General features: G+C 47.0%; 23 protein-coding genes and 1 pseudogene. 11 read left to right on the forward strand and 13 right to left on the reverse strand.

Annotated elements, in window-relative coordinates:
- Nucleotides 1-104 precede the first annotated feature (104 nt).
- Nucleotides 105-740 (reverse strand): flavodoxin family protein, encoded by a 636-nt coding sequence (locus tag ACMGG1_RS07620; RefSeq protein ID WP_020827691.1) that lies wholly within the window; start codon nt 738-740, stop codon nt 105-107.
- A 121-nt stretch (nt 741-861) separates the two neighbouring features.
- Between ACMGG1_RS07620 and ACMGG1_RS07625 the strand changes: the two genes are divergently transcribed.
- The 3 genes from ACMGG1_RS07625 (at nt 862) to ACMGG1_RS07635 (ending at nt 2,862) form a co-directional block, all read left to right on the forward strand.
- Nucleotides 862-1,743, forward strand: a complete 882-nt coding sequence (locus ACMGG1_RS07625; protein WP_201896449.1) for a LysR substrate-binding domain-containing protein — start codon at nt 862-864, stop codon at nt 1,741-1,743.
- 87 nt (nt 1,744-1,830) lie between these two features.
- Nucleotides 1,831-2,418, forward strand: a complete 588-nt coding sequence (locus ACMGG1_RS07630; RefSeq protein WP_020827689.1) for a nitroreductase family protein — start codon at nt 1,831-1,833, stop codon at nt 2,416-2,418.
- A gap of 156 nt (nt 2,419-2,574) precedes the next feature.
- Complete coding sequence (locus tag ACMGG1_RS07635; protein ID WP_116690176.1) at nt 2,575-2,862, forward strand: DUF2623 family protein; 288 nt, start codon at nt 2,575-2,577, stop codon at nt 2,860-2,862.
- A 33-nt stretch (nt 2,863-2,895) separates the two neighbouring features.
- Here the strand turns inward: ACMGG1_RS07635 and ACMGG1_RS07640 are convergent, their stop codons facing one another.
- Nucleotides 2,896-3,465: a helix-turn-helix domain-containing protein gene (locus ACMGG1_RS07640; protein WP_116690177.1), complete on the reverse strand. Its 570-nt coding sequence runs from the start codon at nt 3,463-3,465 to the stop codon at nt 2,896-2,898.
- A gap of 39 nt (nt 3,466-3,504) precedes the next feature.
- Between ACMGG1_RS07640 and ACMGG1_RS07645 the strand changes: the two genes are divergently transcribed.
- Nucleotides 3,505-4,023: a GNAT family N-acetyltransferase gene (locus ACMGG1_RS07645; RefSeq protein WP_048762556.1), complete on the forward strand. Its 519-nt coding sequence runs from the start codon at nt 3,505-3,507 to the stop codon at nt 4,021-4,023.
- Nucleotides 4,024-4,048: 25 nt separating this feature from the next.
- Nucleotides 4,049-4,492 (forward strand): DMT family transporter, encoded by a 444-nt coding sequence (locus ACMGG1_RS07650; RefSeq protein ID WP_048762557.1) that lies wholly within the window; start codon nt 4,049-4,051, stop codon nt 4,490-4,492.
- A 52-nt stretch (nt 4,493-4,544) separates the two neighbouring features.
- Here ACMGG1_RS07650 and ACMGG1_RS07655 read toward each other — a convergent pair whose 3' ends face one another.
- Nucleotides 4,545-6,731, reverse strand: coding sequence for a TonB-dependent siderophore receptor (locus ACMGG1_RS07655; protein WP_400826100.1), 2,187 nt, complete (start codon nt 6,729-6,731; stop codon nt 4,545-4,547).
- Nucleotides 6,732-6,980: 249 nt separating this feature from the next.
- On the reverse strand, nt 6,981-7,868 hold the full coding sequence (locus ACMGG1_RS07660; protein ID WP_129982406.1) for an SDR family oxidoreductase: 888 nt from the start codon (nt 7,866-7,868) through the stop codon (nt 6,981-6,983).
- Between the two features lie 144 nt (nt 7,869-8,012).
- Between ACMGG1_RS07660 and ACMGG1_RS07665 the strand changes: the two genes are divergently transcribed.
- Nucleotides 8,013-8,945 carry a LysR family transcriptional regulator gene (locus ACMGG1_RS07665; protein ID WP_115058490.1) on the forward strand — a complete coding sequence of 311 codons (933 nt, stop codon included), beginning with the start codon at nt 8,013-8,015 and terminating at the stop codon, nt 8,943-8,945.
- Between the two features lie 33 nt (nt 8,946-8,978).
- Here the strand turns inward: ACMGG1_RS07665 and ACMGG1_RS07670 are convergent, their stop codons facing one another.
- The 3 genes from ACMGG1_RS07670 to ACMGG1_RS07680 form a co-directional block, all read right to left on the reverse strand.
- Nucleotides 8,979-9,578, reverse strand: a complete 600-nt coding sequence (locus ACMGG1_RS07670) for a hypothetical protein (protein ID WP_046373148.1) — start codon at nt 9,576-9,578, stop codon at nt 8,979-8,981.
- Nucleotides 9,579-10,171: 593 nt separating this feature from the next.
- Nucleotides 10,172-11,203, reverse strand: coding sequence for a methionine synthase (locus ACMGG1_RS07675; protein WP_400826097.1), 1,032 nt, complete (start codon nt 11,201-11,203; stop codon nt 10,172-10,174).
- Nucleotides 11,204-11,230: 27 nt separating this feature from the next.
- Complete coding sequence (locus ACMGG1_RS07680; protein ID WP_414161449.1) at nt 11,231-12,208, reverse strand: DUF1852 domain-containing protein; 978 nt, start codon at nt 12,206-12,208, stop codon at nt 11,231-11,233.
- Nucleotides 12,209-12,723: 515 nt separating this feature from the next.
- Between ACMGG1_RS07680 and ACMGG1_RS07685 the strand changes: the two are divergent.
- The 5 genes and pseudogenes from ACMGG1_RS07685 to ACMGG1_RS07705 form a co-directional block, all read left to right on the forward strand.
- Nucleotides 12,724-12,835: pseudogene (locus ACMGG1_RS07685) on the forward strand (type II toxin-antitoxin system PemK/MazF family toxin); the annotation flags it as partial.
- 228 nt (nt 12,836-13,063) lie between these two features.
- Nucleotides 13,064-13,273, forward strand: a complete 210-nt coding sequence (locus ACMGG1_RS07690; RefSeq protein ID WP_414161275.1) for a tyrosine-type recombinase/integrase — start codon at nt 13,064-13,066, stop codon at nt 13,271-13,273.
- A gap of 47 nt (nt 13,274-13,320) precedes the next feature.
- Nucleotides 13,321-13,539 carry a hypothetical protein gene (locus ACMGG1_RS07695; RefSeq protein ID WP_306124953.1) on the forward strand — a complete coding sequence of 73 codons (219 nt, stop codon included), beginning with the start codon at nt 13,321-13,323 and terminating at the stop codon, nt 13,537-13,539.
- Between the two features lie 79 nt (nt 13,540-13,618).
- The gene (locus tag ACMGG1_RS07700) at nt 13,619-15,046 is read left to right on the forward strand and encodes a hypothetical protein (protein WP_107759087.1); all 1,428 of its coding nucleotides are present in this window, start codon (nt 13,619-13,621) and stop codon (nt 15,044-15,046) included.
- Nucleotides 15,047-15,107: 61 nt separating this feature from the next.
- Nucleotides 15,108-16,286, forward strand: coding sequence for a DUF3800 domain-containing protein (locus tag ACMGG1_RS07705; RefSeq protein ID WP_120151011.1), 1,179 nt, complete (start codon nt 15,108-15,110; stop codon nt 16,284-16,286).
- A 512-nt stretch (nt 16,287-16,798) separates the two neighbouring features.
- Here the strand turns inward: ACMGG1_RS07705 and ACMGG1_RS07710 are convergent.
- The 6 genes from ACMGG1_RS07710 to ACMGG1_RS07735 form a co-directional block, all read right to left on the reverse strand.
- Nucleotides 16,799-17,011 carry a KTSC domain-containing protein gene (locus ACMGG1_RS07710; protein ID WP_009635198.1) on the reverse strand — a complete coding sequence of 71 codons (213 nt, stop codon included), beginning with the start codon at nt 17,009-17,011 and terminating at the stop codon, nt 16,799-16,801.
- A 2-nt stretch (nt 17,012-17,013) separates the two neighbouring features.
- Nucleotides 17,014-18,846, reverse strand: a complete 1,833-nt coding sequence (locus tag ACMGG1_RS07715; RefSeq protein WP_120151010.1) for an ATP-binding protein — start codon at nt 18,844-18,846, stop codon at nt 17,014-17,016.
- A complete protein-coding gene (locus tag ACMGG1_RS07720) occupies nt 18,843-20,069 on the reverse strand; it encodes an SIR2 family protein (RefSeq protein ID WP_325984450.1) in 1,227 nt (408 codons plus the stop codon). Before ACMGG1_RS07720 ends, ACMGG1_RS07715 begins: the two co-directional genes overlap by 4 nt.
- Before the next feature lie 121 nt (nt 20,070-20,190).
- The gene (locus tag ACMGG1_RS07725) at nt 20,191-22,218 is read right to left on the reverse strand and encodes a DUF3732 domain-containing protein (RefSeq protein WP_414161276.1); all 2,028 of its coding nucleotides are present in this window, start codon (nt 22,216-22,218) and stop codon (nt 20,191-20,193) included.
- The gene (locus tag ACMGG1_RS07730; protein ID WP_009635194.1) at nt 22,215-22,679 is read right to left on the reverse strand and encodes a three component ABC system middle component; all 465 of its coding nucleotides are present in this window, start codon (nt 22,677-22,679) and stop codon (nt 22,215-22,217) included. Before ACMGG1_RS07730 ends, ACMGG1_RS07725 begins: the two co-directional genes overlap by 4 nt.
- A gap of 16 nt (nt 22,680-22,695) precedes the next feature.
- On the reverse strand, nt 22,696-23,802 hold the full coding sequence (locus ACMGG1_RS07735; protein WP_414161277.1) for a hypothetical protein: 1,107 nt from the start codon (nt 23,800-23,802) through the stop codon (nt 22,696-22,698).
- Between the last annotated feature and the right edge of the window lie 6 nt (nt 23,803-23,808).

Genomic DNA, 23,808 nt, shown 5'->3' on the forward strand with positions numbered 1-23,808 from the left:
GCATCATATGACGTTTGTTGTGGTGGGCCAATGGGCGGCAATATCTTGCTACATATGCTTGCGCAACCTTGATAAAGGGGCAGCAAGGCTACCCCTGGGCAGCGTCAGTTTTGCCAAACCTGCGGGCTGCGCGGCGTATCCATTCGGTAGTCTGAATAGGGACGAGTGAATATCTCGCGCCCCAGCTCGCGGGCGGCTTGCAGCGGGTTACGCGGATCGCGGCTGATTTCGCCCCGGCTGTTGCCCGCGCCATGAACCAGCCCGACGAATTCGGAATGCGAATAGCGGCTGAACTCCTGAATTTGATGCACAATCCCCATCGCGGCACCGGGATAGGTTTCCTCCGAGGCTACCGCCAGCCCGATGCGTTTGCCGCTCATACGCTGATGCACCTGTTCCGCATCGGGGTAGGCGCTGGAGTAGTAGCTGAAAGAGCGGTCGAAAAAGGCTTTGGTTTGCGCCGACATGCCGTACCAGTAAAGTGGGGTGCAGAACACCGCAGCGTCCGCCGGCAGAAAATGCTCAAGGAACAGTTCGCCATAACGGTCGGCAGGCGGGGTGGCGTGGCGCTCATCCACCAAAAAACCGTTGATGTAATCGTCTAAAAAAAACAGGCTGGCGTCGGTGCCGGCCTCGGCGGCACCCGCCATGATGGCCTGCGCCAGGGTTGCACTGTTGCCGTCGCGACGTGGGCTGCCAACCAGGACGATAAGTCGTTTTGACTGATGAGATGAATTCATGTCGTTCTCCATTGATGGGGGTGTAGAACACGAGAATCAATTTAGGGTGAATAAAGCTGTGGTGACAAATGACGGCTATTCTTTCAGGATGAGTTCAATTCATCTGCAGGGAGCCCTGACCATGTTTGCCTCGCTGCCGGTTACCGCATTGCGCACCTTTGAATCCGCCGCCCGGCTGCGTAGTTTTAAACAGGCGGCTTTGGAGTTGGCGGTGACGCCGACGGCGGTATCGCATCAGATAAAAGCGCTTGAGCAGCAACTGGGTTTTGCATTATTCGATCGGATACCGCGGGGCGTGCGGTTGACGCCAAAGGGCGAGCGTTTGTTCGCCGGAGTGCACGGCGCATTGCTCGACGTGGCAACGGTGCTGGATGCCCTGCGACCGACGCCGAGCGCGGGGTCGCTGTGCGTTTCCGTTACCCATTCCTTCGCGGCGCTGTGGTTGGTACCGCGCCTGGGGCGTTTTTATCAGGCCTATCCGCACTATTTGGTACGCCTGGAGGCCTGCGCTGAGGTGATTGATCTGCAGCAGGACGCCAGCGTAGACATCGCTATTCGTTACAGCAGTGCAAACTACCCGCAGTTGTATCAGGCGGCGCGGCTGGAAGAGAGTTTTGGCGTTTACGGCGCCCCGGGGTTTTGTGCGGCGGAGCAACCTGCGCCAACCTTGATCACCGTGCGCTGGCGGGATTCCACCCTCTACGAAACCCGCTGGCGCGATTGGTGCCTGGCTGCCGGGGTCGATTGGTGGCAGCGCCACACGACGCTACGGGCCTATGATGAAGAGCATTATGCGCTGCAAGCGGCGGTAGCCGGGCAGGGGTTGGTGCTGGCCAGTTCGGTAATGGTGTCCGATCAGGTGCGTAATGGCTTGCTGGTACCCTATCGGCCGGATATTCGCGTGCCGGGAGCGGCCTACACCGCGTTGTGTGTACCCGGGCGTGAACGGCACCCGCCGGTACGGGCATTCCTCGACTGGCTACAGCAGGAACTTGGCGGCTGATGAACAGCACAAAATAAAAGTTTTTCTGGCGTGCGGCATGGGAATATTGGATAAATTTGGTATTCCATTCCCATGAGAGAGATGTCCATGAGCCAGCCAAGAGTTTCCGATCACCCGATTGATGCGCAGTTTATTGAACGCTGGTCGCCGCGCGCGCTGGCGAATGATCCTATCGACGATACGACCCTGTTGAGCTTCTTCGAAGCGGCACGCTGGTCGCCTTCGGCGTATAACATCCAGCCGTGGCGCTTCGCTTATAGCAAGCACGGTTCGGCCAGTTGGGACAGCTACCTGGACTTCCTGATTGAATTCAACCGCGGCTGGGCGCAGCACGCTTCGGCGTTGGTGGTGATCATTTCGAAAACGACCAGCCTGAACGGCGAGAAGGAAGTGGATAACCCAAGTCATTCCTTTGATACCGGTGCTGCCTGGGCCAATCTGGCGCTGCAGGCGCATCTGAAAGGCTGGCTGACCCACTGCATGGGCGGCGTTCACCACGATAAAATCAAGGCTGCGCTCAACCTGCCGGATAACTATCAGGTGCATGGCATGGTGGCGATCGGCAAGGCGGGCGACAAATCCCTGCTGCCTGAATTCCTGCAGCAAAAAGAGATCCCTTCAGGGCGTTTGCCGCTGGAGCAGACGGTGGTGGAAGGGCTGAACTTTACCCTGTAATCGCTTTTTCTGAGACTGATCGGCCCGCAGGGTTCCCTCTGCGGGCTTTTTTATTGCCTTGTGTAGATGAGGTAAAACTTTGTGAGTATGTCCATGAGTGCGATGATCGCTATATAATATTTTATATAGCGATTGTTGAAAATTAGGAGAGGGTACATGGACAATCACTTCGGTAAGGGGCTGATGGCCGGGTTAGCCGCGCGGGACGCCAAGCCTGCTGCGCAACTGTCCCGTTTCTGTTGTGACTACAAACGTGGCTTTGTATTGGGCTATGCGCACCACCTGGCGGAAAGCCTGGGTGACGAAAATCAGGCTGCGTTCGAGGCCGGCTTGCTCTGCCGAGCTTACGATCTTAACGGCGAGATGATGAGTGAGTTCTTCAGCGGCGGCAGCAACCGCCTGGCCGAAAAGTTTTTCTGCGCGGGGTACAACCGGGAAGGATAACCTTAAGCACCGCCACGCTTTGGCCTGAGCGACTCAGGCCTTGTTCATCACCACCACCAAATAGATGCAGAGTTCAGCGCTTTCATTCTTGAACACGCAGTCGGTCGGTGGGCCAAGTTCCAGGCAATCGCCCTGGTCCATTTCATGGCGGGTTTCGCCTTCCTGAAACACCAGCGAGCCGGACAAAACCCAGATCAATTGTCGCATAAAGGCATAGGCCGAAGCCGGCATGGGGATCGCGGCCCCGGCGGGCAGTTCAATGCGCACCAGATCGAGCGGCATATCCGACTGCGGCGACACATGGCGGCGCACGTAGCCGCTGTCGGGATCGACCCACAGCGGTTGGTCCTGCTTACGCATCAACCGGCCTTCCTGCGTTTCCGCCCGGGCGATCAGTTTGGACATGCTCAGACCGAATGCGCCGGAAAGCCGCCCCAGCAACATCGCCGTTGGGCTACTGTCGCCGCGTTCAATTTTGTGCACCATCGCGCGTGAAACGCCGGCCCGTTCCGCCAGATCTGACAGCGACCAATGGCGCGCCTCACGTTCGATGCGGATCCTCGCGCCGATGCGCTGATTTAGGTTGTCTAATTTATTATCCATATCGTAGTATGATAGTAGACGGTCAACCAAGAGGTCAACATGCTTATCCGTAACGCGACTATAACCGATAGCGCAGGCATTGCCGCTATCTATAACGACGCCGTGCTGAACACCACGGCAATCTGGAATGAACTTAGCGTCGACGAGGCAAACCGCGCCGCGTGGATAACAGAACGGCAGGGGATGGGCTACCCGGTGCTGGTAGCGATTGACGCAGCGGGTGAGGTGATGGGCTATGCCTCATTTGGCGATTGGCGGGCGTGGGACGGCTATCGACACACCGTCGAGCATTCGGTGTATGTTCGGCGAGACAGCCGCGGCGGCGGGGTAGGTAAAACGCTGTTGATTGCGCTGATTGAGCAGGCGCGGGCGATCGGCAAACACGTGATGGTGGCGGGGATTGAGTCCGGCAACCACGCGTCTGTGCAATTGCACATTAATCTGGGCTTCGAAATGGTAGGTCGCATGAGCGAAGTGGGTGCCAAGTTTGGCAAATGGCTGGATTTGACCTTCCTGCAGCTGAAGCTCGACGACGCCAGCGCCCCACCAAAGCGCTAATGGCACAGCGAAAACCGAGATCTCTATGAATATCATGCTATTGCTGCTGGTTGCGGCCGGGGTCAGCCTGGTCATTCAGAACCTGTTGATGGTGCGCATTACAGAGAGCGTGTCGACGGTGCTGATTACGCTGGTGATCAACTCCAGTGTTGGCCTGGTGTTGTTGATGGGCCTGCTGTTTGCCAAAAACGGTGTCACGGCTCTGGCCGAAGTCACGGGTTCCCTGCGGTTGTGGATGTTGTTACCTGGTTTATTGGGATCGTTTTTTGTGTTTTCCGGTATTTTGGGTTACCAGAAGCTGGGGGCGGCAACCACCATTGCCGTACTGGTTGCCAGCCAGTTGGTGGCGGGATTGATGGCCGATATTTATAAGGCTGGGCCGGCGGCAATGCGTGAAAACTTGCCCGCGCTGCTGGGGGCTGTGTTGCTGGTGATTGGTGCTTTTCTGGTGGCCAGAAGAAGTTTTTAAAGCCTAAAGAGCCCGCCCGGTTTTCCCCGAACGGGCCTGCTTATTTATTCGATCAGAATGACAGGGTCATACCGGCGTAATACGCGCGCCCAGGTTCGTTGTAAGTTGATGCCCCTTGGTTCTCGCGGTACAGCTGTTTATCGAACAGGTTACTGATACCGGCATTCAGGCGCAGATCCTTGGTCAGATCGTAATTCACGCCAATCGCAGCCACGGTGTAAGCTCCCACTTCATTGGTCGCCAGCGAACCGACTTCATTACGTATCTCGGCATATTCGCGGGGTTTCTGACGGCCATAGAATGTCCAGGTGAGGTTGGTCGAGAGTTTGTCGGTTACCTGATAATCCAGCATGGTGTTAACGGTGTATTTCGGGATCACGGAAAGCGGGTTCCCGGTATCCTTATTTTCCGATGTGATCATATAGGTGGCGTTGGTGCGCCAGTTCAGCCGATCTTTCACTACCGGGATCACCAGGTTGCCTTCAAGCCCTTCCACCACCGCCTTGCCGCCATTTTCCCAACGCAGAATGTTGTAGCCGTTAGAGGCGTAGCCCACCAGATCGGTCCCGGAAACGATTTTGTTTTTATAATCGTTACGGAAATAGGTAATACCGGCGTTGAACCCTTCATAGGTGAACTCCAGGCCGACTTCTTTGTTGATGCTGACTTCCGGATCCAAGTCGGCATTGCCCATCAGGTAGCAGCTCCCCGTCGCAATGTTGTCCGGGCAGCCGTTGCCGCGGGTGGCCAGCAGGTAGCCTTCGCTGGACTGATACAGGTTTGGGGCTTTGAAGACGCGGGCGATCCCGGCTTTCAGTTTGAAATGGTCGCCAAGTTCCTGCGAGGCATTCAGGCTTGGGCTCCAGTTGCTGCCGAATTTGCTGTGATAATCAAAACGCATGCCGGGGATCAGCAGGGTGCCGGGCAGGACTTCGATATTATCTTCGAAGTACAGGGCGCTGAGTTCTGCGCTGTTTTTGGCGCTGCGTCCGGAAGGATCGCCGGAGATATCGCCGATGGTGACGCCGCTGGCATCGGTGACCTGCATAGAGGCCGGATCGTCGAGCTGCTCACGGTTCCACTCGGCCCCCAGGGTCATGGTTTGTTCGAACCACAGGTTGAGCGGCAGCGTCACTTCACCGGTGGTTCTGACATTTTTCAGCCGACTGGTGTTGAATTGGTCGCTGTTGATCATCCCTTCGACACGCCCGGTAGAGCCTTCCTGAAGACGGGTATTGTTGGTTTTTTCGTAGTAAACGCCGACGCGTGACTGGCCCCAATCCCAGATGCCGTTATGGGTGATGCCGTAAGTCTGGCGATACAGGCGGTTGGTTTCTTGTCCGTACAGCGACGAAACCAGATCGTTCGGGCTGAGATTACCGTTGCTGTACTGGGTATCGCCGGCGTAGATATTGCCTTGGCGGCTATAGCCCAGCTCAAAATCGAGGATCTGCGTCGGGGTCATTTTCCACGAGAACAGGGCGTTGACGTCTTTGTTGCGTACGCCTTCGCTACCGGCAGCATAGGAACCGTTTTGCGCGGTGTTGATATCCGCCGCATCGGCGTCGGTCTTGTTAAAGTTGCCGTACAGGCGCATGGTGAGCGCGTCGCCGGCCAACGGGCCGCTGAGGCTAAAGTTGGTGCGTTTCGTTGCGCCTTCCTTGTCGTTTTCAGGCTGATTGGTAAACAGCGACAGGCTGCCATGCCAGTCATTGGTGGGGCGTTTGGTGATGATATTAATCACGCCGCCGGCGGCACCGGAACCGTAACGCGCCGCCGCAGGCCCGCGCAGCACTTCGATGCGCTCAACCATTTCCGCCGGCACCCAGTTGGTATCGCCGCGGGTGTCCCTTTCGCCGCGCCAGCTATAGCGAACCGAATTGCGCGACGTGGTGGGGACGCCGTCGATTAAAATCAGCGTATTTTCCGGCCCCATGCCGCGTATATCGATCTGGCGGTTATTGCCTCGGCTGCCGCTGGCGCTGTTGCCGGTCAGGTTCACGCCGGGCATTTTGCGGATGATGTCGGATAAATCGTTGACCGGCGGATCCTTGGCGATGTCCTCGGCGGTAATAATGGAAACGCCAGGCTGCTGTTTTAATTGTTCTTCCGCCGGCGCCAAAACTACTATTTCCTCACTTTCCGCTGCCAAATCATCGGCAGCATAGCCGCTCCCGCTAATTAATCCCGCCAGCAAAATCGCGCCTGGTTTCAATTTGAAAGAGTGTGTGTAAATCATGCATCTTATCCCTGAAAGTATGTGCAAATATTATTGAATGATTATGATAACGATAACTATTCTCATTTATTGTAAGGAAAGTGCAAATTCACAATATCTCCACAATGTCGTTTCGGGCGGGGTGTTTTTTTATCTGATTGATAAATTTATATTTAAAAAATTTTTCTGATGGTGAGCCTAAGTGGCGCAGGGCAGATGTAAAGCTAAAGCCCGCCTGGTTTTCCCCAAACGGGCCAGATAAAAAAGGAATTAATAGGCGAAAGCGGCCCGGTGTTTGCGGATAAACTCTGGCCAACGAACCGGCTCTTTGCCGGCAATTGTCGGGAAGTTGTCAAAGGTTTCTTCAACGCCGGGAATATCGCGTTCGGCAATGCGGCGCAGATTGTCGCCAACGCAGTTCATATAAGCCATTTCGGCGCCAGATTGCCGCATGTTCTCCAGGAAAATCCGGTAATCGAGCGCTTCATAGCGAAATGGCTGGCCCAGTATTTCCGTCAACATGGCCGCAATCTCGCCATAGGATTTGGCGTCATAACCCAGTCGATAGGTTTTGCCCGCATGCTGTTCAGGGTGCAGCAGTGAACAGGCTGCCGCCAGCGCGACGTCTTCGCCGTCGACCCAACTGAAGGGAGCATCACCGGTGTATTGCTGAATGACGCCGTTGACCACCGCGGGAATGCCACCGTAGCCGATCAGATTTTGCATAAAGCACTCCGGCCGCAAATGCGTAAAGCTGAAACCCAATGCCTCAATATAACGTTCGATCAATTGATGCCAGGCCCAGTGAGCAATGGTGGTGTCGTCGCGGCCGCAGGCACCGAGGTGCACAATATGCTGCACCCCGGCCTGTTTCGCCTTATCGAGAAACACCTTGCTCTGGCGCAGCATGTCGACGGTATAGCCGGTCGCCAGAAAGGCGCGGTCAATACCCTGCAGCGCCGGCGCCAGCGTTTCTTCTTGATCAAAATCCATAATGACGGTGTTGATGCCCTGAGCGGTAAAAGGTTCGGCTTTTTTCGGGGAGCGTACCGCCGCCACCAGCGCAATGGTGGTGTCTGCCTGCAGGTTACGCAAAGTATCGCCGCCTATCTGGCCGGTGGCGCCGGTAATCAGCACCCTTGGTTTGTTTATGCTCATCAATAAACTCTTGTCATGGTCTGTGGTTGAATCGGGCCTGGCCCTGAGGATGTATTACCAGATCGAGTTTACGGGGAATAAATTTCCTATTTAGGCTATAAATTACCGAGTTTATGGAATTAAATTCATTAATGGTGACGGACTATGTTTTCTTCCGAACGACTCAAAGGTATCGATCTGTTTGTCTGCGTAGCCGATCTGGGCAGCTTTACGGCCGCCGCAGAACGCCTGAATTTGACCGGTTCCGCCATCAGCAAAGGCATTGCCCGTCTTGAAAGCCGGCTGCAGGTTCGCTTGTTTAACCGGACCACGCGGCGTCTCTCACTGACCGACGCGGGGGAAACCTTTTACCGCACCTGCACCAGCGTATTGGGCGAGCTGGAAGAGGCGGAGCTTGCCATGCAGGCTGAAAATGCCGAGCCACGGGGAAGGGTGCGTATCGATCTTCCTGCCGCCTATGGTCGTCTGCATGCTTTACCGGTGATCCTCAAGCTGATTGAGCATCATCCGCTGTTAATGCCGCATATTTCGTTTTCCGACCGCTTTGTCGATCCTGCGATAGAGGGGATCGATATTATTGTGCGTATCGGCGGCGCGGATATTTGGCCGAATACTTTAGGACACTGTTATCTGGGGGCGCAGCGGCATATTTTTTGCGCTTCACCGGCCTATGTGAAAAAGCGCGGCGTGCCGAACAACGAACAGGATTTGGATAATCACAGCTGCGTGGTTTACGGCGAAGGCAACGGTATGCTCACCCCCTGGCATTTTGCCGGCGTGCAGGCGAATAACAGCGAGAAAAGGGTGCTACCGGCGCGGGTGGCTATCGGCGATGCAGAAGGGCAGCTTACCGCCGTTTTGGCCGGGCACGGCATAGCGCAGTTGCCTACCTGGTTGGTGAAACGGCAGCTTGCAGAGGGTTCGCTGGTGGAGGTATTGCCTCATCTGGCAACCGATGGATTACCGATTAATCTGGCCTGGCTCAAGAGCCGGCAGGCGCTGCCGAAAGTTCGCGCGTTATTGAAGATCCTGACTGACAACCTGGGGCCCGATGGCAGCATGACAGAGCGCACCTGAGGTTCGTTAGGCACTTCAGCGACAGAAAAATTCTCAGGAAATGGCGGCGGCGAGGTTGCGCAATTCCGGCAACACGCCCAGATTTTTCTCTTGCACGATATCCTGACAAACTTTCAGGATCACCGCTTTGACTACGTCGGAGCTTCGCATCAGGTTCTGTTGTTCCATTAGGCTATTGACTTCAGCCAGCTGTTTTTTAGTGACTTTCATCGACAGCCGTTTGGATGCCTTGGCATTTGCCAGCTCGCTGCCTAACAGCGCTTTCAGTCCTTCCTGATGATAGTAGCCGGTGGTCAGCGCATGAAGGTAATACAGGATCAGCGTCTTATGAAAATCTTCGCCCAGTGAAGCATCTATTTTCTGCGTGGCGACGTTAAGAATATCGAGATAGTGCGCCGGAACCCGGACTTCCAGCGCCGACTTGCTTTGTTCAAACTCGCTTTTAATTTGCGGTGTGGATTGAGCAGGGACACTGACCACGGCGTCGCATTGGTTACAGACCGCGGCCAGAATATTCTTCACCGTGCCACGCCGATCGCTGAAGTCCACATCGCGTAAACGATAAGTCGCGATAGATTTCCCGCAGTGGTGACACAGAACGGCACGCGTATCGCCTTCTTTAACAATTTTCACTTTGAACTCCTTGTCGATTTATTGGTGCACGCTGATAAAGATGACGTCGGGTTCCATAAAATAAAATTTTACGTACCAGTAGCAACCGGACTTCCAGGGTTGAAGAATGTGAACGTCAGTAGCGGCATCCTGATGATGTGGACGGCACTGATATGCGTCTCCGGAAGTTTTCCTGATAAGTTCGATTACCTCGTTTTTATCAACCTGACCAGTGGCGAACAGATTCTTGACATCGATGTTGCCACGTACCTCATGGTCATACGCGCCTTGCTGAAGACAGTGTATAGCGAGCTTTTTTACGTCCCTGAATCCCATCTTATCTCCGTATCTTGTACGAAATTTGGCGTACGCACAAGGTGTCTGAAAAATTTCATAGCGCTTACTCTACTGGCGATAGTGAGGGGGAAGTTAAGTGATGAACGTGTGTCGCGTTGAGAAAAGACTAAAAGGCGCAGCACTGCGCAAACTGATGCAACGCGTAGCAACGTTGGCGGATAAAAATGCGAGAAGCCCGCTCAAGTTTCCCTGAGCGGGCTCAAATAGGGTTTACCACTTCGCACATTTATCCGCCGAAAGCAGGGTATTGGGCGAAGTTACTTTACTGAGAGCTCTCTACGGATGATCTCTGCACCTGCGCTTAAGGCATTGAGTTTGCCTGTGGCTACCCGACGCGATAAAGGCGCCATGCCGCAGTTGGTCGAAGGGTAGAGTTTGTCGGCATCGACAAACTGAAGGGCTTTCCGCAATGTATTGGCCACTTCCTCCGGAGTTTCTATGCTGTTGGTCGCCACGTCAATGGCCCCGACCATCACTTTTTTACCGCGGATCAGTTCAAGCAGATCCATAGGAACATGCGAGTTATGACATTCCAGCGAGATGATATCGATATTCGACGTTTGCAGTTTGGGGAACGCTTCTTCGTATTGTCTCCACTCTGATCCCAGCGTCTTCTTCCAATCCGTATTAGCCTTGATGCCATAGCCGTAGCAGATGTGTACCGCTGTTTCACATTTAAGCCCTTCAATGGCTCTTTCCAGTGCGGCGATCCCCCAATCATTCACCTCATCAAAAAAAACGTTAAAGGCGGGTTCATCAAACTGGATAATATCGACGCCCGCAGCCTCTAATTCTTTGGCTTCCTGATTGAGGATCTTGGCAAATTCCCAGGCCAGTTTTTCGCGGCTCTTATAGTGGTTATCATAAAGCGTATCGATCATGGTCATCGGGCCTGGCAGGGCCCATTTGATAGGTTGCTTGGTCAGCTGACGTAAAAACTTGGCATCTTCCACAAAAACGGGTTTTTGACGCGCCACAGCGTCAACCACGGTTGGTACGCTCGCATCGTAGCGATTACGGATTTTAACCACCTCACGCTTCTCGAAATCAACGCCGCTCAGGTGTTCGATAAACGTAGTGACAAAGTGTTGGCGCGTTTGCTCGCCATCGCTGACAATATCAATGCCTGCACGCAGTTGATCTTCCAGGGACAAGCGCAGGGCATCTTGTTTTCCCTCAATTAATTCCTCATTTTGCAGTTTCCACGGTGACCAAAGTGTCTCAGGTTGTGCAAGCCAGGAAGGTTTCGGCAAACTGCCGGCAGTAGAAGTTGGGAGCAAAATTTTCATAATAAATGACCTTTTATTTTCGATTAATCAAAGAGCGTAGTGAGCAGACCATTGCTCAAGAATATTCTTGTAGGGTTTGATGAAATGCTCTTCAGTAAATTTCCCCTGCTCAATAGCCAACTGGCTGCGTTCTTCTCGGTCATAAACAATTTTTGTCAATGAATGATCCTGCTGATTCAGGCTTGGCTGATAATATTGCCCTGCGGCAGAGTTCGCATTGTAAATCTCAGGCCGATAAATTTTTTGGAAAGTCTCCATCGTGCTGATGGTACTGATAAGCTCAATATCAGTGTAATCACTCAACAAATCGCCGGAGAAATAAAAGGCCAAAGGCGCAACGCTATTTTGCGGCATAAAGTAGCGAACCTGTAATCCCATTTTTTCGAAATACTTCTCAGTCAAAGAGGAGTCGTTTTGCTGATATTCTATGCCCAATACAGGGTGTTGGTTACCCGTCCGCTGATAAGTGTCTTTACTTGAGACGCTTAAGCAGATTACCGGTGACTTTTTAAAATTCTGTTTGTACTCCGTTGAGTTGACGAAATACTTAAATATGTTGCCGTGCAGGCCGCCAAAATCATCTGGTATGCTAAACCCAGGTTGGTTTTTGTTGTGTTCCAGCAGCAATACACTGAAGTCATAATCTCGCACATAAGAAGAGAAGTTATTCCCGACAATGCCTTCAATCCGCTGGTGAGTTTTTTTATCAATAATGTTGGTTTTTAATATTTCAATCACTGGGAAGGTATTGCCATTGCCTTCAACACTCATCTCGACAGAAATAATTTCAAGCTCGACAGAGTAACGATCGCCTTTTGGGTTGTCCCAATGCGCTAACGTATTGAAACGATTATCAATCATTACCAATGTGTTGCGCAGATTCTCCCGGCGATTTTTCCCTCTGGCCAAATTGGCAAAATTGGTGGTGATACGCGTACTCTCAGAGGGGTTATAATCCTCATCGAAAAGGCTGCGCTTAATCGTAAATGTAAAGTCTCTGCTCATCGCGATGTTGCACCCTAAGTTCTGAGATGAAAACTGAATTGGCTTCTTGATTTCGTAGAAGTTACTGGTTTGTTCACTCATCAGTCTTCATGTTGTCAATAAGTTAATGTTGCATATTTTATGCCAGAGCCATCGGATGAGTGAAAGCGACTAAATTTCATTACCACATGAGCTATCTTCATGATCCGACAGCGGCGGGTATCGGCAGAGTTGCCAACCCCCTGGGCTTACCGATCCGCAGCGGCATCCTGCGGGCAGAAACGGGCAACTGAACAGGCCAATGGAAAGGGGATAAAGGCGAGGTGAGGGTGCTGATTGCCGAAGCGCTCGGTATCGCACCAGAGCAAATCAGGCCTTCGCGTTATCGCTGAGATATTCCCGGCGCAGCATGATCCGGAATCTGCGCCGCATTTTGTTTATCTGATTGTCATAATCATTTGAATGATGAGAATAATTTTCTATCGTACGCCTCGTCACGTTAAGGCAAATGCCATAGGAGTCCGACTAAAAATAGCGACCAGCCCAGAACCATTGATCTGGGGGGCTCGTAGCGGCAAACGACTGGAACGTATACCTGACAGTATCATGAATGAGGTGCTGGGCAGGCTGGAAGCTATTCTGAGCTGAAGCTTTAAATTAAATAGAAAAACAAAAGCAAAACGCCCGCTTAAGTTTCCTTAAGCGGGCGTCTTTAATATGGCTCCTCTGACTGGGATCGCCTTTGCCATTAACTGGCTAATAAGTAAGCTAAACCTGAATTCCCTTTCTGTCAAGACCACCAAAATGACCACCAATAGTTGCGGGGTTCGCAAAACTAATTTGAGCGCTCTACCATAGGTGGTGATCGTTACCTCATTGTGCACGAGAACGTTCAGGGATTCGTTTGCGATGCACTTGGTGCAGCACGGCGTGCCAAAGAAGGTGATCCAGGCGCTGATGGGCCATAAGGATGAGAAAAGCACCGAGTGGTACTGCCGGGTGATGGCGCTGGACGTGACGCGCCAGCTCGGCGTGCGGTTCTCGATGACGCCGGAGGACGCGCGGGCGCTGATCGCCACGCGCTGAAGAATTAATGGTGTGTGACGATACATACGAAAGGAAAAGGAGCACAGATGGCAAAATATGCAGGGATGACTGACGACGAGCTGGCCGCTGAAATAGCCCGACTCAAGGCCGAGATTGAAATAAGGGATGAATACTTCCGGGATGCAGAGGACGACGTTATAGTAAGCACGATAGTACGGAGCACAATCGACCTGCTGTTTAAAGAGTGGGAGGCGGCGGCGGACGAAAAGTTAAGGTGGGCAGGGTATCCATGCCCGCTGAAGTGAGTGCTTAACTCTGCGCAGCAGGCCTGATATATAATGAGCTTTGTAGCCTGGTACATTCAATAAAAATACAGGAATTATAATGATCAACGCATTGCCTAATAACTTAAACGTTTTAGTCGGACAAATCGAAAAAATAATAGATTCATGGCCCGTCAAGGTTTCACTGGATCATGCAATCAAATGGGTTATGCAGTTCGATGCTGAACATTATCCCCTAGCTGTCAGAATTCTCAACAATATTGATATTCTTGATTCCTACAGCATTAGGTCGGCTTTGGAAGTTGCACACACAAAATTAATAAGGAAAATATCGGAAAAAGGTTCTCCGATGGAGAAATATAATACCCTTTTTGCAGCAATAGGAAACACGGCCAAAAGTGGCTCATTGATAGCTTATCATTACAGGACAACGGTAGGTTTATCAGAAAAGGATTTCGTGTCAAATGATGATGAAGATAAACTAGACCTGTCCAAGATTGAAAATATTGTATTGGTCGATGATGTCATTGGATCAGGAAAAACCATTGCTCATGAAGTTAAGCGGGTTGCTGAAGAGGTGTATTCATTAACAAAATCCCGTAATTTATTTGTTCTGACGGTTGCAGGTTACGAAGATGGAATAAAACATGTAATTGAAGAAACAGGCGCCACCGTTGTTACGGCTCTGGAATATTGTTCAAAAGATACTGTGGCTAATCTTGACGGCGTATTTTATAAAGATATGCCGGTATCGGAGCGTAATGCATCACTGGAAATCATAAAAAAATATAACAGGGTCGTATCAACATCCACACTGGGATTTTCTCAGCTGGGTGGCTTACTGGCGTTTGACCATAACACCCCAAATACAACGCTTCCAGTCATCTGGAGCAACAGTAAAGGGTGGCTTCCTCTTTTCCCACGGGCCACATCTATTCCTGGCGTCGCAAAAATACTGAAAAGTGCCAATGAAGAAAGAAAGAACAGCGTTACATCAGATGAAATAACGTTGTTTGTTGAGGGGAAGGTAGATGAGCTTTTTATCGACTGCTTCATTAGCAATAAAGCTTTGCAGGAAAAAATTAATGTCGCGGATTTGAAGGCCATTGCGTTAGGAGGTCTGTACCAGTCTGAGAGATTAATGGAGTTACTTACTGAAAGTAAGAAGCAAGCAATTTTTATAGTTGAAAATGATGATCACACCAAAAGAGCAATCCAGCGTTTTGAATTTTATAAGAACTCACATATTCTGCATTTAAAGCCTAACTTTGTTGCGCTGCTCGATATTGATAAAATTTATCAGAATAAAGAACGGTTTAATGGCTTGCCCGATCAGGCTGCGATGTCTGATGAGGGTAGGTGGTGGCGGGATTTCGAGCAGGCAGTCATCAAGAAACATTTAAACTCAACTAATAATGAGAGAATCATTCAGGTAATAGATGAGTTCTTAGATGATGAAAAGTATGAAGTTTTCTGTCAAGAACTGCTGAACAAAAAGAATGAGATGCTAAAGTCACTCGGTAAGTAAGAATGACTGTAACTATCATATTTTTTTCCTGTCTTATAACGTTATTTAAAAGGGATATATAATGAAAATATATATTGATGAGTCAGGGATATTCAGTTCAAGTAACGATCTAGCCACCATTGATAAAGCATGGGGTACAGTTGGAGCGTTAACTGTACCCCATAAGAATGAAAAAAAAGTCAGTGCTGCATTAATGGAGCTTAAGTCGAAACTGAACGTGCCTTCTTCTGAGGAGATTAAAAATCTCAAAAGGCCAGACCCTTCTCATGATTGCTTTGCCGATTTTATCACCGCTTTACTGAAACTGGATTGCACGTTTCATGCGATGACCGTCAATCGTACATCATTAGATGATGAGTTAACCCGTCGCCACATGAAACAACAGATTGATGGCAGACTTAGATATATTGAAAAAATCAGGGATGGCCTTACGCCTGATGAGTTTTCCGAGGTTAACCATTCTTTTGAAGAAACAAGAAATCTCATCAATTCTTTAAGCATTCAGGAATATAATCAGGTTGTTATTCAGTCGTATTTGATTTCACATATGCTGGATAAAACCATTACCTTTTATCTGCGCCGTAATCCGCGAGAATTATCCCGCTTTGAGTGGGTTTTTGACAGGAAAAACAACGCACCTCTGAGCTTTGAATGGCTTTATTCAAAGTTTATGCCTGAAACTGTTGAGTTGGATTATTACAGAGAGCCACGTGGTATTCCACACTTGCCAGAAGAAATGGAGGTGTTCAAGAGAAACTTTGGCGTGAGTGATTCTGGTATTGGAATGCCTGAAGATGAAGTGGAACGACGCATGAAAGTATTTGGTGTAAACCATTCTTCTGTTGCAGATGCTTCTTTTCCCTTTCAGTTTGGTAAGATTCTAAAACAGTATAGTATTTTCGGTAATTCATCGAAATCATCAGGATTACAAGCTGCTGATGTAATTGTTTCAGCTGTCAATCGCTTCTTGAGAGGGAATGTTGATGATGTGGTAAAAGCATCCAAGAACCTTGGCCCGTTACTCATTCATTCTCCAAGGCTCGATGTCCCGGCGATCCCGCATATATCTTTTTATCATGAAACTGAATTAAAAAGAGAAATTGATTTTCATAATCTTGAATTACTTAATTCAGAAGCAAGAGAGTTATATACTCCGGCATTCAGAAGTGGCTTTACCAAGACTATTCATAATTTATTAGAGAAACAACGTCAGGGATGTCAGCCTCAAAACAACAATTAACACTCATCTGTACCGTACCCATAGACTTTTCAGATGTGGGAGTGTTGTCCGGGCTTGCAGTGAGTTTAAGCGCCAATGGGGTGGTATTATTACTAGGGGTTAGTTTGGATATGTATAATTATTGTACGGTAAGCCTGTTTTTTGAACAGGCTTACCTGTAGCAATAGAGTGTACTCCCGCGCTATACAGCGTTTTCAGGGGATTTTGTCTTAATCGGATAACCTAAAAGCGATAGCCACTGACGCTAAATCAATCCCTTACGTATCTGGATTGGTTGAAAAATGTGCTTAACGTACAAAAATTTCCGATCCCTAAACTGACTTGTAAGTATTCCGCTAAACCGAACCATTCACTTTTAGAGTTCTTCCGACATACTGATTATTCCCACTTAGTCGGTCGTCGTGCATAAGGCATGATAAACACTCCAGTGGGTTGATTTTTATGAATTAAATTAATATAAAAATTTTTAACGCAATAGAGTACGTGTTGCTAGTTGGGCAACACGTTTGAAATCATCCAACTCTTGAAAATGGGAAAGAGTTCTTTATGTTAGCATTGAAGAACTGTCCCTTAGAGGCGGCACCGGAGAACTGCTCATATAGGTGGGCATTCACGTTGTAGTATTGATAGACAGTACCACCTTTAAACTCTATCTCTAGGGTTTCATTGTCAGGGTCATATCCCGCAGACATTATATTTGATGAAGATACAAGATCACGCTCCATTCTCAGCCCTCCTCAGGGTCATCTTCAATTGGTGAACGAGTAATATCAAGTTCTTGGATTACAGCGGTTGTTTCTTGACTACGCCAAGATGCTACTACTCGATCATATCCTTCTGCCACGCGTCGCCTCGACCAAGCCTCAGTTACTTTGGGGTCGTTGCTTCGGGGTAGATGCTCACGGCGAGGCAAGGCAACTCTACAGCGCACAGGAAGCCTAGCTGCCTCCCCAGTGATAATTGCTTCACCAGTTCGAAGCACCGGTAGAAGATCCATCAGCCCAGCGAGGTTATCTGGCAGAGTTCCTTTGACACGTGCACGGTCTGCGGGGTTCGACAACCGCAGCGCAATGATTGTTCCGCACTGGGACAATACTGTCTCGTCAACTTCTGCCGGGCGCTGGGAGACTATCATAGCACCGACACCATACTTTCGGCCTTCTTTGGCGATACGCTTCACGACCTCAGAGGCGACGGTTCCCGCATCGGGGCTCAAATAGCGATGAGCTTCTTCCATTACAATTAGCAATGGGCGTTCAACCCCACCTTCTGATTTTTCTCTACTCCAAAATAATGCTTCATAAACGATCCTGAGGATAGATCCAATGAGGCGCGTGAGGACAGTACTTGGTACTCCAGAAAGGTCCAAAATTGTAATTTGCTTATCGTGCCCAAGCCACCCTTGTAAGAGTATGTCAAGATCATTATCAACTCCGCCATCAAGGCGAGGTTCCCAATTTCCTGGATGTAAAAGAAAGTCATATCGTCGATCAAGCAAACGAGAACGAAGCAAATTTAAGGGCCGCCGTATACCTTTGGCTCTATTATTTATGAAGGGAGGCGCAGAGCCATTGCCGTGTGGCTGGTATTTTGGTGCAATGAGTGTCTCAGCATCACCTGCCTCTTCTAATGCAGGTTCATCTCTATTTTTTCCGACATAAGTTGTGGTTTCGATATCAATTAATTCATACCAAAGCGTCTTCAGGCTAAAAGGAACCGGACTATCGACAGTTAGAGTTTTTGCATCAACTCCTGCCTTAGGATAATTTGCAATACTTTTTTCTTTCAATTCTGATATTTTATCAGTAAATGCGATCTCGTTTGCTTCTGAAAGCCCTCCCGCGATAAAGTCGAGTAGTTCTCCTGCCTCTAAGGCCCAATAAGGAACAAATAAGGATTCTTGCCCTGGCCCAGGTGTTGCGCTATAAACTTTTGCTACATCTGCTAGCGCTTTAGTATATTCCCCATGGATATCTAGCATGAGAATACGTGCGCCAGGAGAACCAGGATTTTCATCTTTTCGAATAATAGATCTTATGAGGCTTGCAACGGTAGTAGATTTACCGGACCCTGTTGATCCAAGAATTGCGGAGTGGCGAGTGACTAGTGCGTCTAGCGATAGTCGTACCTCTATATTTTCAGCACTTGCTAGATGTCCTATGACGACTTGGTCATCGCCTATTGATCCATATATACGCCGAAGATCAGATTCAGTGACTAAATGTACAGCGTCATTGATATTGGGATGCTGGCTCAGACCTCGCTCAAATTGACCACCAATGGTTTCACCCGCAAGCTGCACTTTCATCCATCTTCCAGAGTCGATGCCGGAAACATCTGATGGTACTGGTGCTGCTGTTGCTCCAACATCGGACACAATTCCAAATAAATCTTGGTATCCCTGAGGAATCCGAACAAAACTTCCAACTTGACCAACACGGTATGTATGCCCGCTAATTAAAGCAAAGCCAGAATCTAAGGACTCAGCTAGTTTCACCGTAAGTGTTGCTCCCGATACGGCACTAACAATACCTAAATAAGTTGGATCATTGCTGTTCATTCCTTAGTTTCCTCAGTTTCATTACCATGACTTGTGTTGTCATCGCTTTTATCAGCAGTGGTATCTGGTTCATCTCTTTTGAGTGATTGCAGAATCAGATCATTTGCTTGGGCTAAAGCGCAAAAACGGGAAAAAGCGGCAAAGTCTCCCAAAAGAAACACCGGAGGGGTCTTTGGCCAACGAGCAGCCCAAAAGCTTTCACGAATGCTTCCCCAGTTTTTAGGTAATTCTCCAGGGCGCCAATTTCCTGGAATACCTCCAATTACTGCACCATCCGCTGCATAGACACTTAGATTAGGACGATCGCTCGCTAATTTAACAGCCGCATCTTCTTTTTCTAATAACTGATATTGGAATGCCAATACAGCAGTATTAGCATTCATAGCCAGACTTTCATCTAGAATTGCGCAAATATGAGCATCTCGAAACGAAAATCCAATTGCCAACAAAAGCGAGTCTGGAGTAAGTAAAAATCGCTTCAATCTTTCGAAAAGTGCTGAATACGGCTGCTTTTGAGTAAGGTCATACTTCAAATGGTCAGGGTAGACGAGTTCGGTGGCTTCTTTTCCATGTCCTCTAACCACCGCTCCTTCTTCTAGTGCCCAGCCCAGAGAACCATGCATTTTCCATAATTTTGCCCAACGTGCAGGTAAGTCATCACCGGCTACGGATACAGGATCGAAGAAGGGTTTGCTACCTCCTGAAAACCCATCAAAATAAGGACTTCTTACTCTCTCGAATGCTTCTTCAAAAAGAAAATCATAATTTGTTGTAAATATTTCAACAGAATTTGAACGGACTGTTCCCGTGATCCAAGCTATCAGCTCAGAATAGGGGGTACGCTCTTTTGGCAAACTGACACCAACAATTTCACCAATTCTTTTGCATATTTCCTTTCCTAACTCTTTATAACCATCCGAATCTAACCCTTGAACTTCTGTATCGCCTAATGCCTGCTGCAATAAACGAATGCGTGAGAGGATAGATTCAATATTTGCTTTATCACCCAAGCTTTTTTTAATTGCATCAACTGCAGCAGCTTGGTTGCCAGAAAGGCCAGAAATTGCCCGGATGGTCAGCTCCTCAACACCTGGTATTAAGGAATTGCCCTGCGGGTCGATTTGATTATTTTCATTTACACGTACAGCAAGTGGTGCTCCTGCACCGATGAGCAAACCTATCCTTTTACGACCCTGCGAAAGAACCTGTCGTAGGTCGGACATGAACCGATCTGGATTGTGAAAAGTTTCCATCATTTTCCCTATATGGTCTAGTCGTAGCCATCAAGTTGTTGCGACTTCAGCCTTTTGCTTACCATCCTTGTAAAATGTTGTCACGGTTATTCTACGATAACCCCATATTTGGAACTGGATTGATTAAACCTCTATTCCTCCATCGATTTCCATTGACTAACGATTCGAATTCAATGCCGTTGGATAGTATGAGGTCATCTGCATGGTCAGTGACAATTATTTGAGGTGCGAAACCAGTAGAAATCTTAATTTCATCACAATATGAAGATAATTGGCTGAATAAATTTTCTACAGCTTTGATGTCATCATCAAGATCGCGTTCACTTTTACCTCTGTCGCTTCTTTCTGCTACTTTAACATCATTGAATGTTACCGATTCATCTCTTCTAAAGTTAGGAAAATATACTTGAGTTGGTTGGTCTAAAAATAATATGGAGGGTATTGAACATTTTTTTCCTAGCTCTGCGAAATAGCGATGCAAGGCCAGGAATAGGCTAATATGACTATAAAGCCAATTGGCGCCACTACCCATGGACCTTAAATAAATTTTTTCTTTTTTATCAGTCAAATGGTAGAGATCGAATGTTTCGAAGGAGAAATGCAAATTAATTGGCTTGTAGCTTTCCTCAAACTCAAAGTGTTTTCCTATATCAGCCATATATGCATTTATTTTTAAGTTGGCATTTTCAATGCCTTTTTTAATATCATATTTTGCTAGTTTTTTATCAATTTTATAAATATCATTTTTTATAAATTCAATGTTCCTATCCAGTTCAATATCATCCCCTAAACTAATTCCTTCCAATAACATAAATAATCTTGCCTTTACTACAAGTATCGTCTCATATAAGCTTTTTTGTTCAGATATTTGTTTTTCTGATGTTTCTATAACTAAGATTTGTTCATTTAGAGGTGTGATTTCATTTTTTAATTCTCCGATTTTACGCTTTACATCAATCAGTGATGATTCAAATTTTGCTTTCATGGGTTTAATGTGTGAAAGATTATGAACCACTTTAGTAATAGCATCTTGTAATCTTTTTGCGCTGTGTAATAATTCATTATTTTGGGTATGGCAGAATGGACATACAGAAGAAGCTACTTGTATTTTCTCTTCCCATTTCATTTTGCTACCATTAGAAAATAAACGTCTTTCTTCTTCAATGTTTTTACTAATGGATGAAGCTTGTCTTTGGAGTTTTCTTAATGCTGAAACTTTTAAGTTGAGTTGTGTTTTTAGGTGGTTATAATATTCAACTGCTGCATTAGAGTTGTAGTTTATTTTTTCAGGAATGATTATTTTGTCCAATCTTTCTTTGGCATCGCGGGGATTTATTAGAATTATATTTAGCGGAATAGGTTCGTTTTTGAAACCCATCATGGCATACAATTGATTGAGCACAGGAGCAAGTCTCTGTTTTTGTTTGGAAGCGACACGTGCATTGTTTTCTTTTTCCCGATGCAATTTATTAAACTCTAGGGATAACCTCTCTTTTTCTTGCGATAGAATAAAAAATTCTTGATCGACTAAACCGAGAAATATTTTTGTATGTTCTATGACCTGATCTCTTTTTTCTTTTTCATCAAACCGATAGAACAATGCATGTTTGTTTGCTACAAGGTTTTGATGTTGCAGCATAAATGAGGTAAAACTTCGAATAGATGGAGTAGGGGCCTTACTATTAAATTTCCGGTTAGACTTAGCCGATAAGGAGACATCAACATCATCCATATCCAAAAAAAATCCAGTGATAAATTTTTTATAACTTTCTATGTCGATATAAAGATTCTTGTCAAAGTAATTAGCATTAATTGTATCGGCGGAGTACGATTCTTCCCTGCGAAAAAATGCTTTATTGTTAATGTCAGGGCGCCTAGCTATCACCATATTTTGCCCATCTATTTTTATAAACAAGTAGTATAGTGCTGCACTATCCGTAATCACCCCTTTAGGAACGGTATATTCATCGCTACCGAAGCAATAATCAAAAATCTCTATTAATGCACTTTTCCCTGTAGATGATTTACCTGTTACGACATTAAGCCCTTCTTTGAAATAAACAGGGTGCTTATTGCCTATTTTATCAATAACGCCCATTTCATAGATAAATGTCTTCATTGTGGTTTTACTCCAAAGAAATCAAATATTTCAATTACTGAATGATTACTAAATAATTTTGCTAAGCTTATTGCACTTTTATGCGATATAATTGATTTTTTTGAACTATCTTCGCTATATAATGTAAGGCTCTCGGTATCAATTATTAGCCAGTCGTTAATTAAGCAATGCTGAATACTTTGTGCTGTAATATGTTTAAACTCTTCCAGCCGTTCTTGTAGATCATAGAATTTAGCTCTGTCATTGAATATTGACCACATAGTGCTTTTTTTGCTATCTCCAAAAACAGCACCTTGAAGTTTAGTTTGAAAAATTGAATGAGTACAAAGTGGAATGACCAATGGTGCTAGGATTAAATTATTTTCCACTTTATTTAGAGATGAGTAAAACGAAACAAAATACTCACTAAATTTGAAGGGATTGTACTTTAATTGGTATAATGAATCGATAATGCCGCTCATGGTTCAACCTTCCATTTTATATTTTTTCGTCATCGTCCATAGCATCATGAATGAGTCCGTTTTTGTATTCAATTGGTGGAATGTCATTTCCCATGTTGAATGGCATCTCGTTAATTGTATTGTTATACAAGATTTTTGAATCTTTCAATGGATCATTTACAGTTAATTGTGCTGAAGAGTAATTAATAATAAAACGTTTTATAATCTGTTTTTGATATGCTTTTGTTTTTTTTGCATATAAAGGGTATTCATCTAGCTCTTCAATTAATGAGTTTTGTAACTCTACCCAATTACCTATAGCATCAGAAATCATTGCGTGATGATCGATATCTATGATTTTTTTAACGAAGAGCTTATCCTGATATTTTTCTATCTCCAGATTGGTTGGATCATAACCATTAAATGGCGGAAAAGTAAATTCTCTTTTATGAAAAAATGCAGTGAGCTCTTCACATTTGGCATTAAATAACTTTCTGCTAATCTCCCACGTGCAATTACTAGCTTGCTCATAAACAAATCCAACTAGGCCTTCTAGGTAGCGTTCTAAATTATATTTAGGTATACCAATAGGCTTCATTAAGATTTTTTCTCTTAAAGTTTCCAGATCGTCAGCCTCAGTAAAAAGTGTCACCTTTGTGATTATATCTAGCAATTTTTCATTCTGAGACGCCATTACTTTTTTTTGTAATTTGACAATATTTTTAGGATTCTCCGCTTCTAATTCTTCCTTAGATCTCTCAGCAAATATATCTTTAAGGATTTGAAGACGGCCTTCAGGCGGTAAAGAATTCCATTTCTCTAGTCGAGTTGTTGAGCCGAAAGCTTGAGTAGTATGTAGGATCAAAACACTATAATTTTCATGCTTGAAATTAACATCAAGCCAGTTCTTCAATGTATTCCATAGGTTTTCATGATGATCGGTCAGAGTGGCAGCGTAGTTCTTCACCTCTGTTTGTGAAGATTTATCAATCTTATTGCTAACAAGACTGACATCGCCATCTTTTTCAAACCAAATGGATTGCTCATCTTTTAGAGAAAAACATTTGTCAAGTCCTATTAAAACTTGGTAATGAAATGCTAAAGCGGTTGTAAGTGCTGCGTTTTTGGTTTGCTTATCACTCATACACCC

It is taken from the genome of Serratia sp. BNK-12, from assembly GCF_047456085.1.
GTDB lineage: Bacteria > Pseudomonadota > Gammaproteobacteria > Enterobacterales > Enterobacteriaceae > Serratia > Serratia liquefaciens.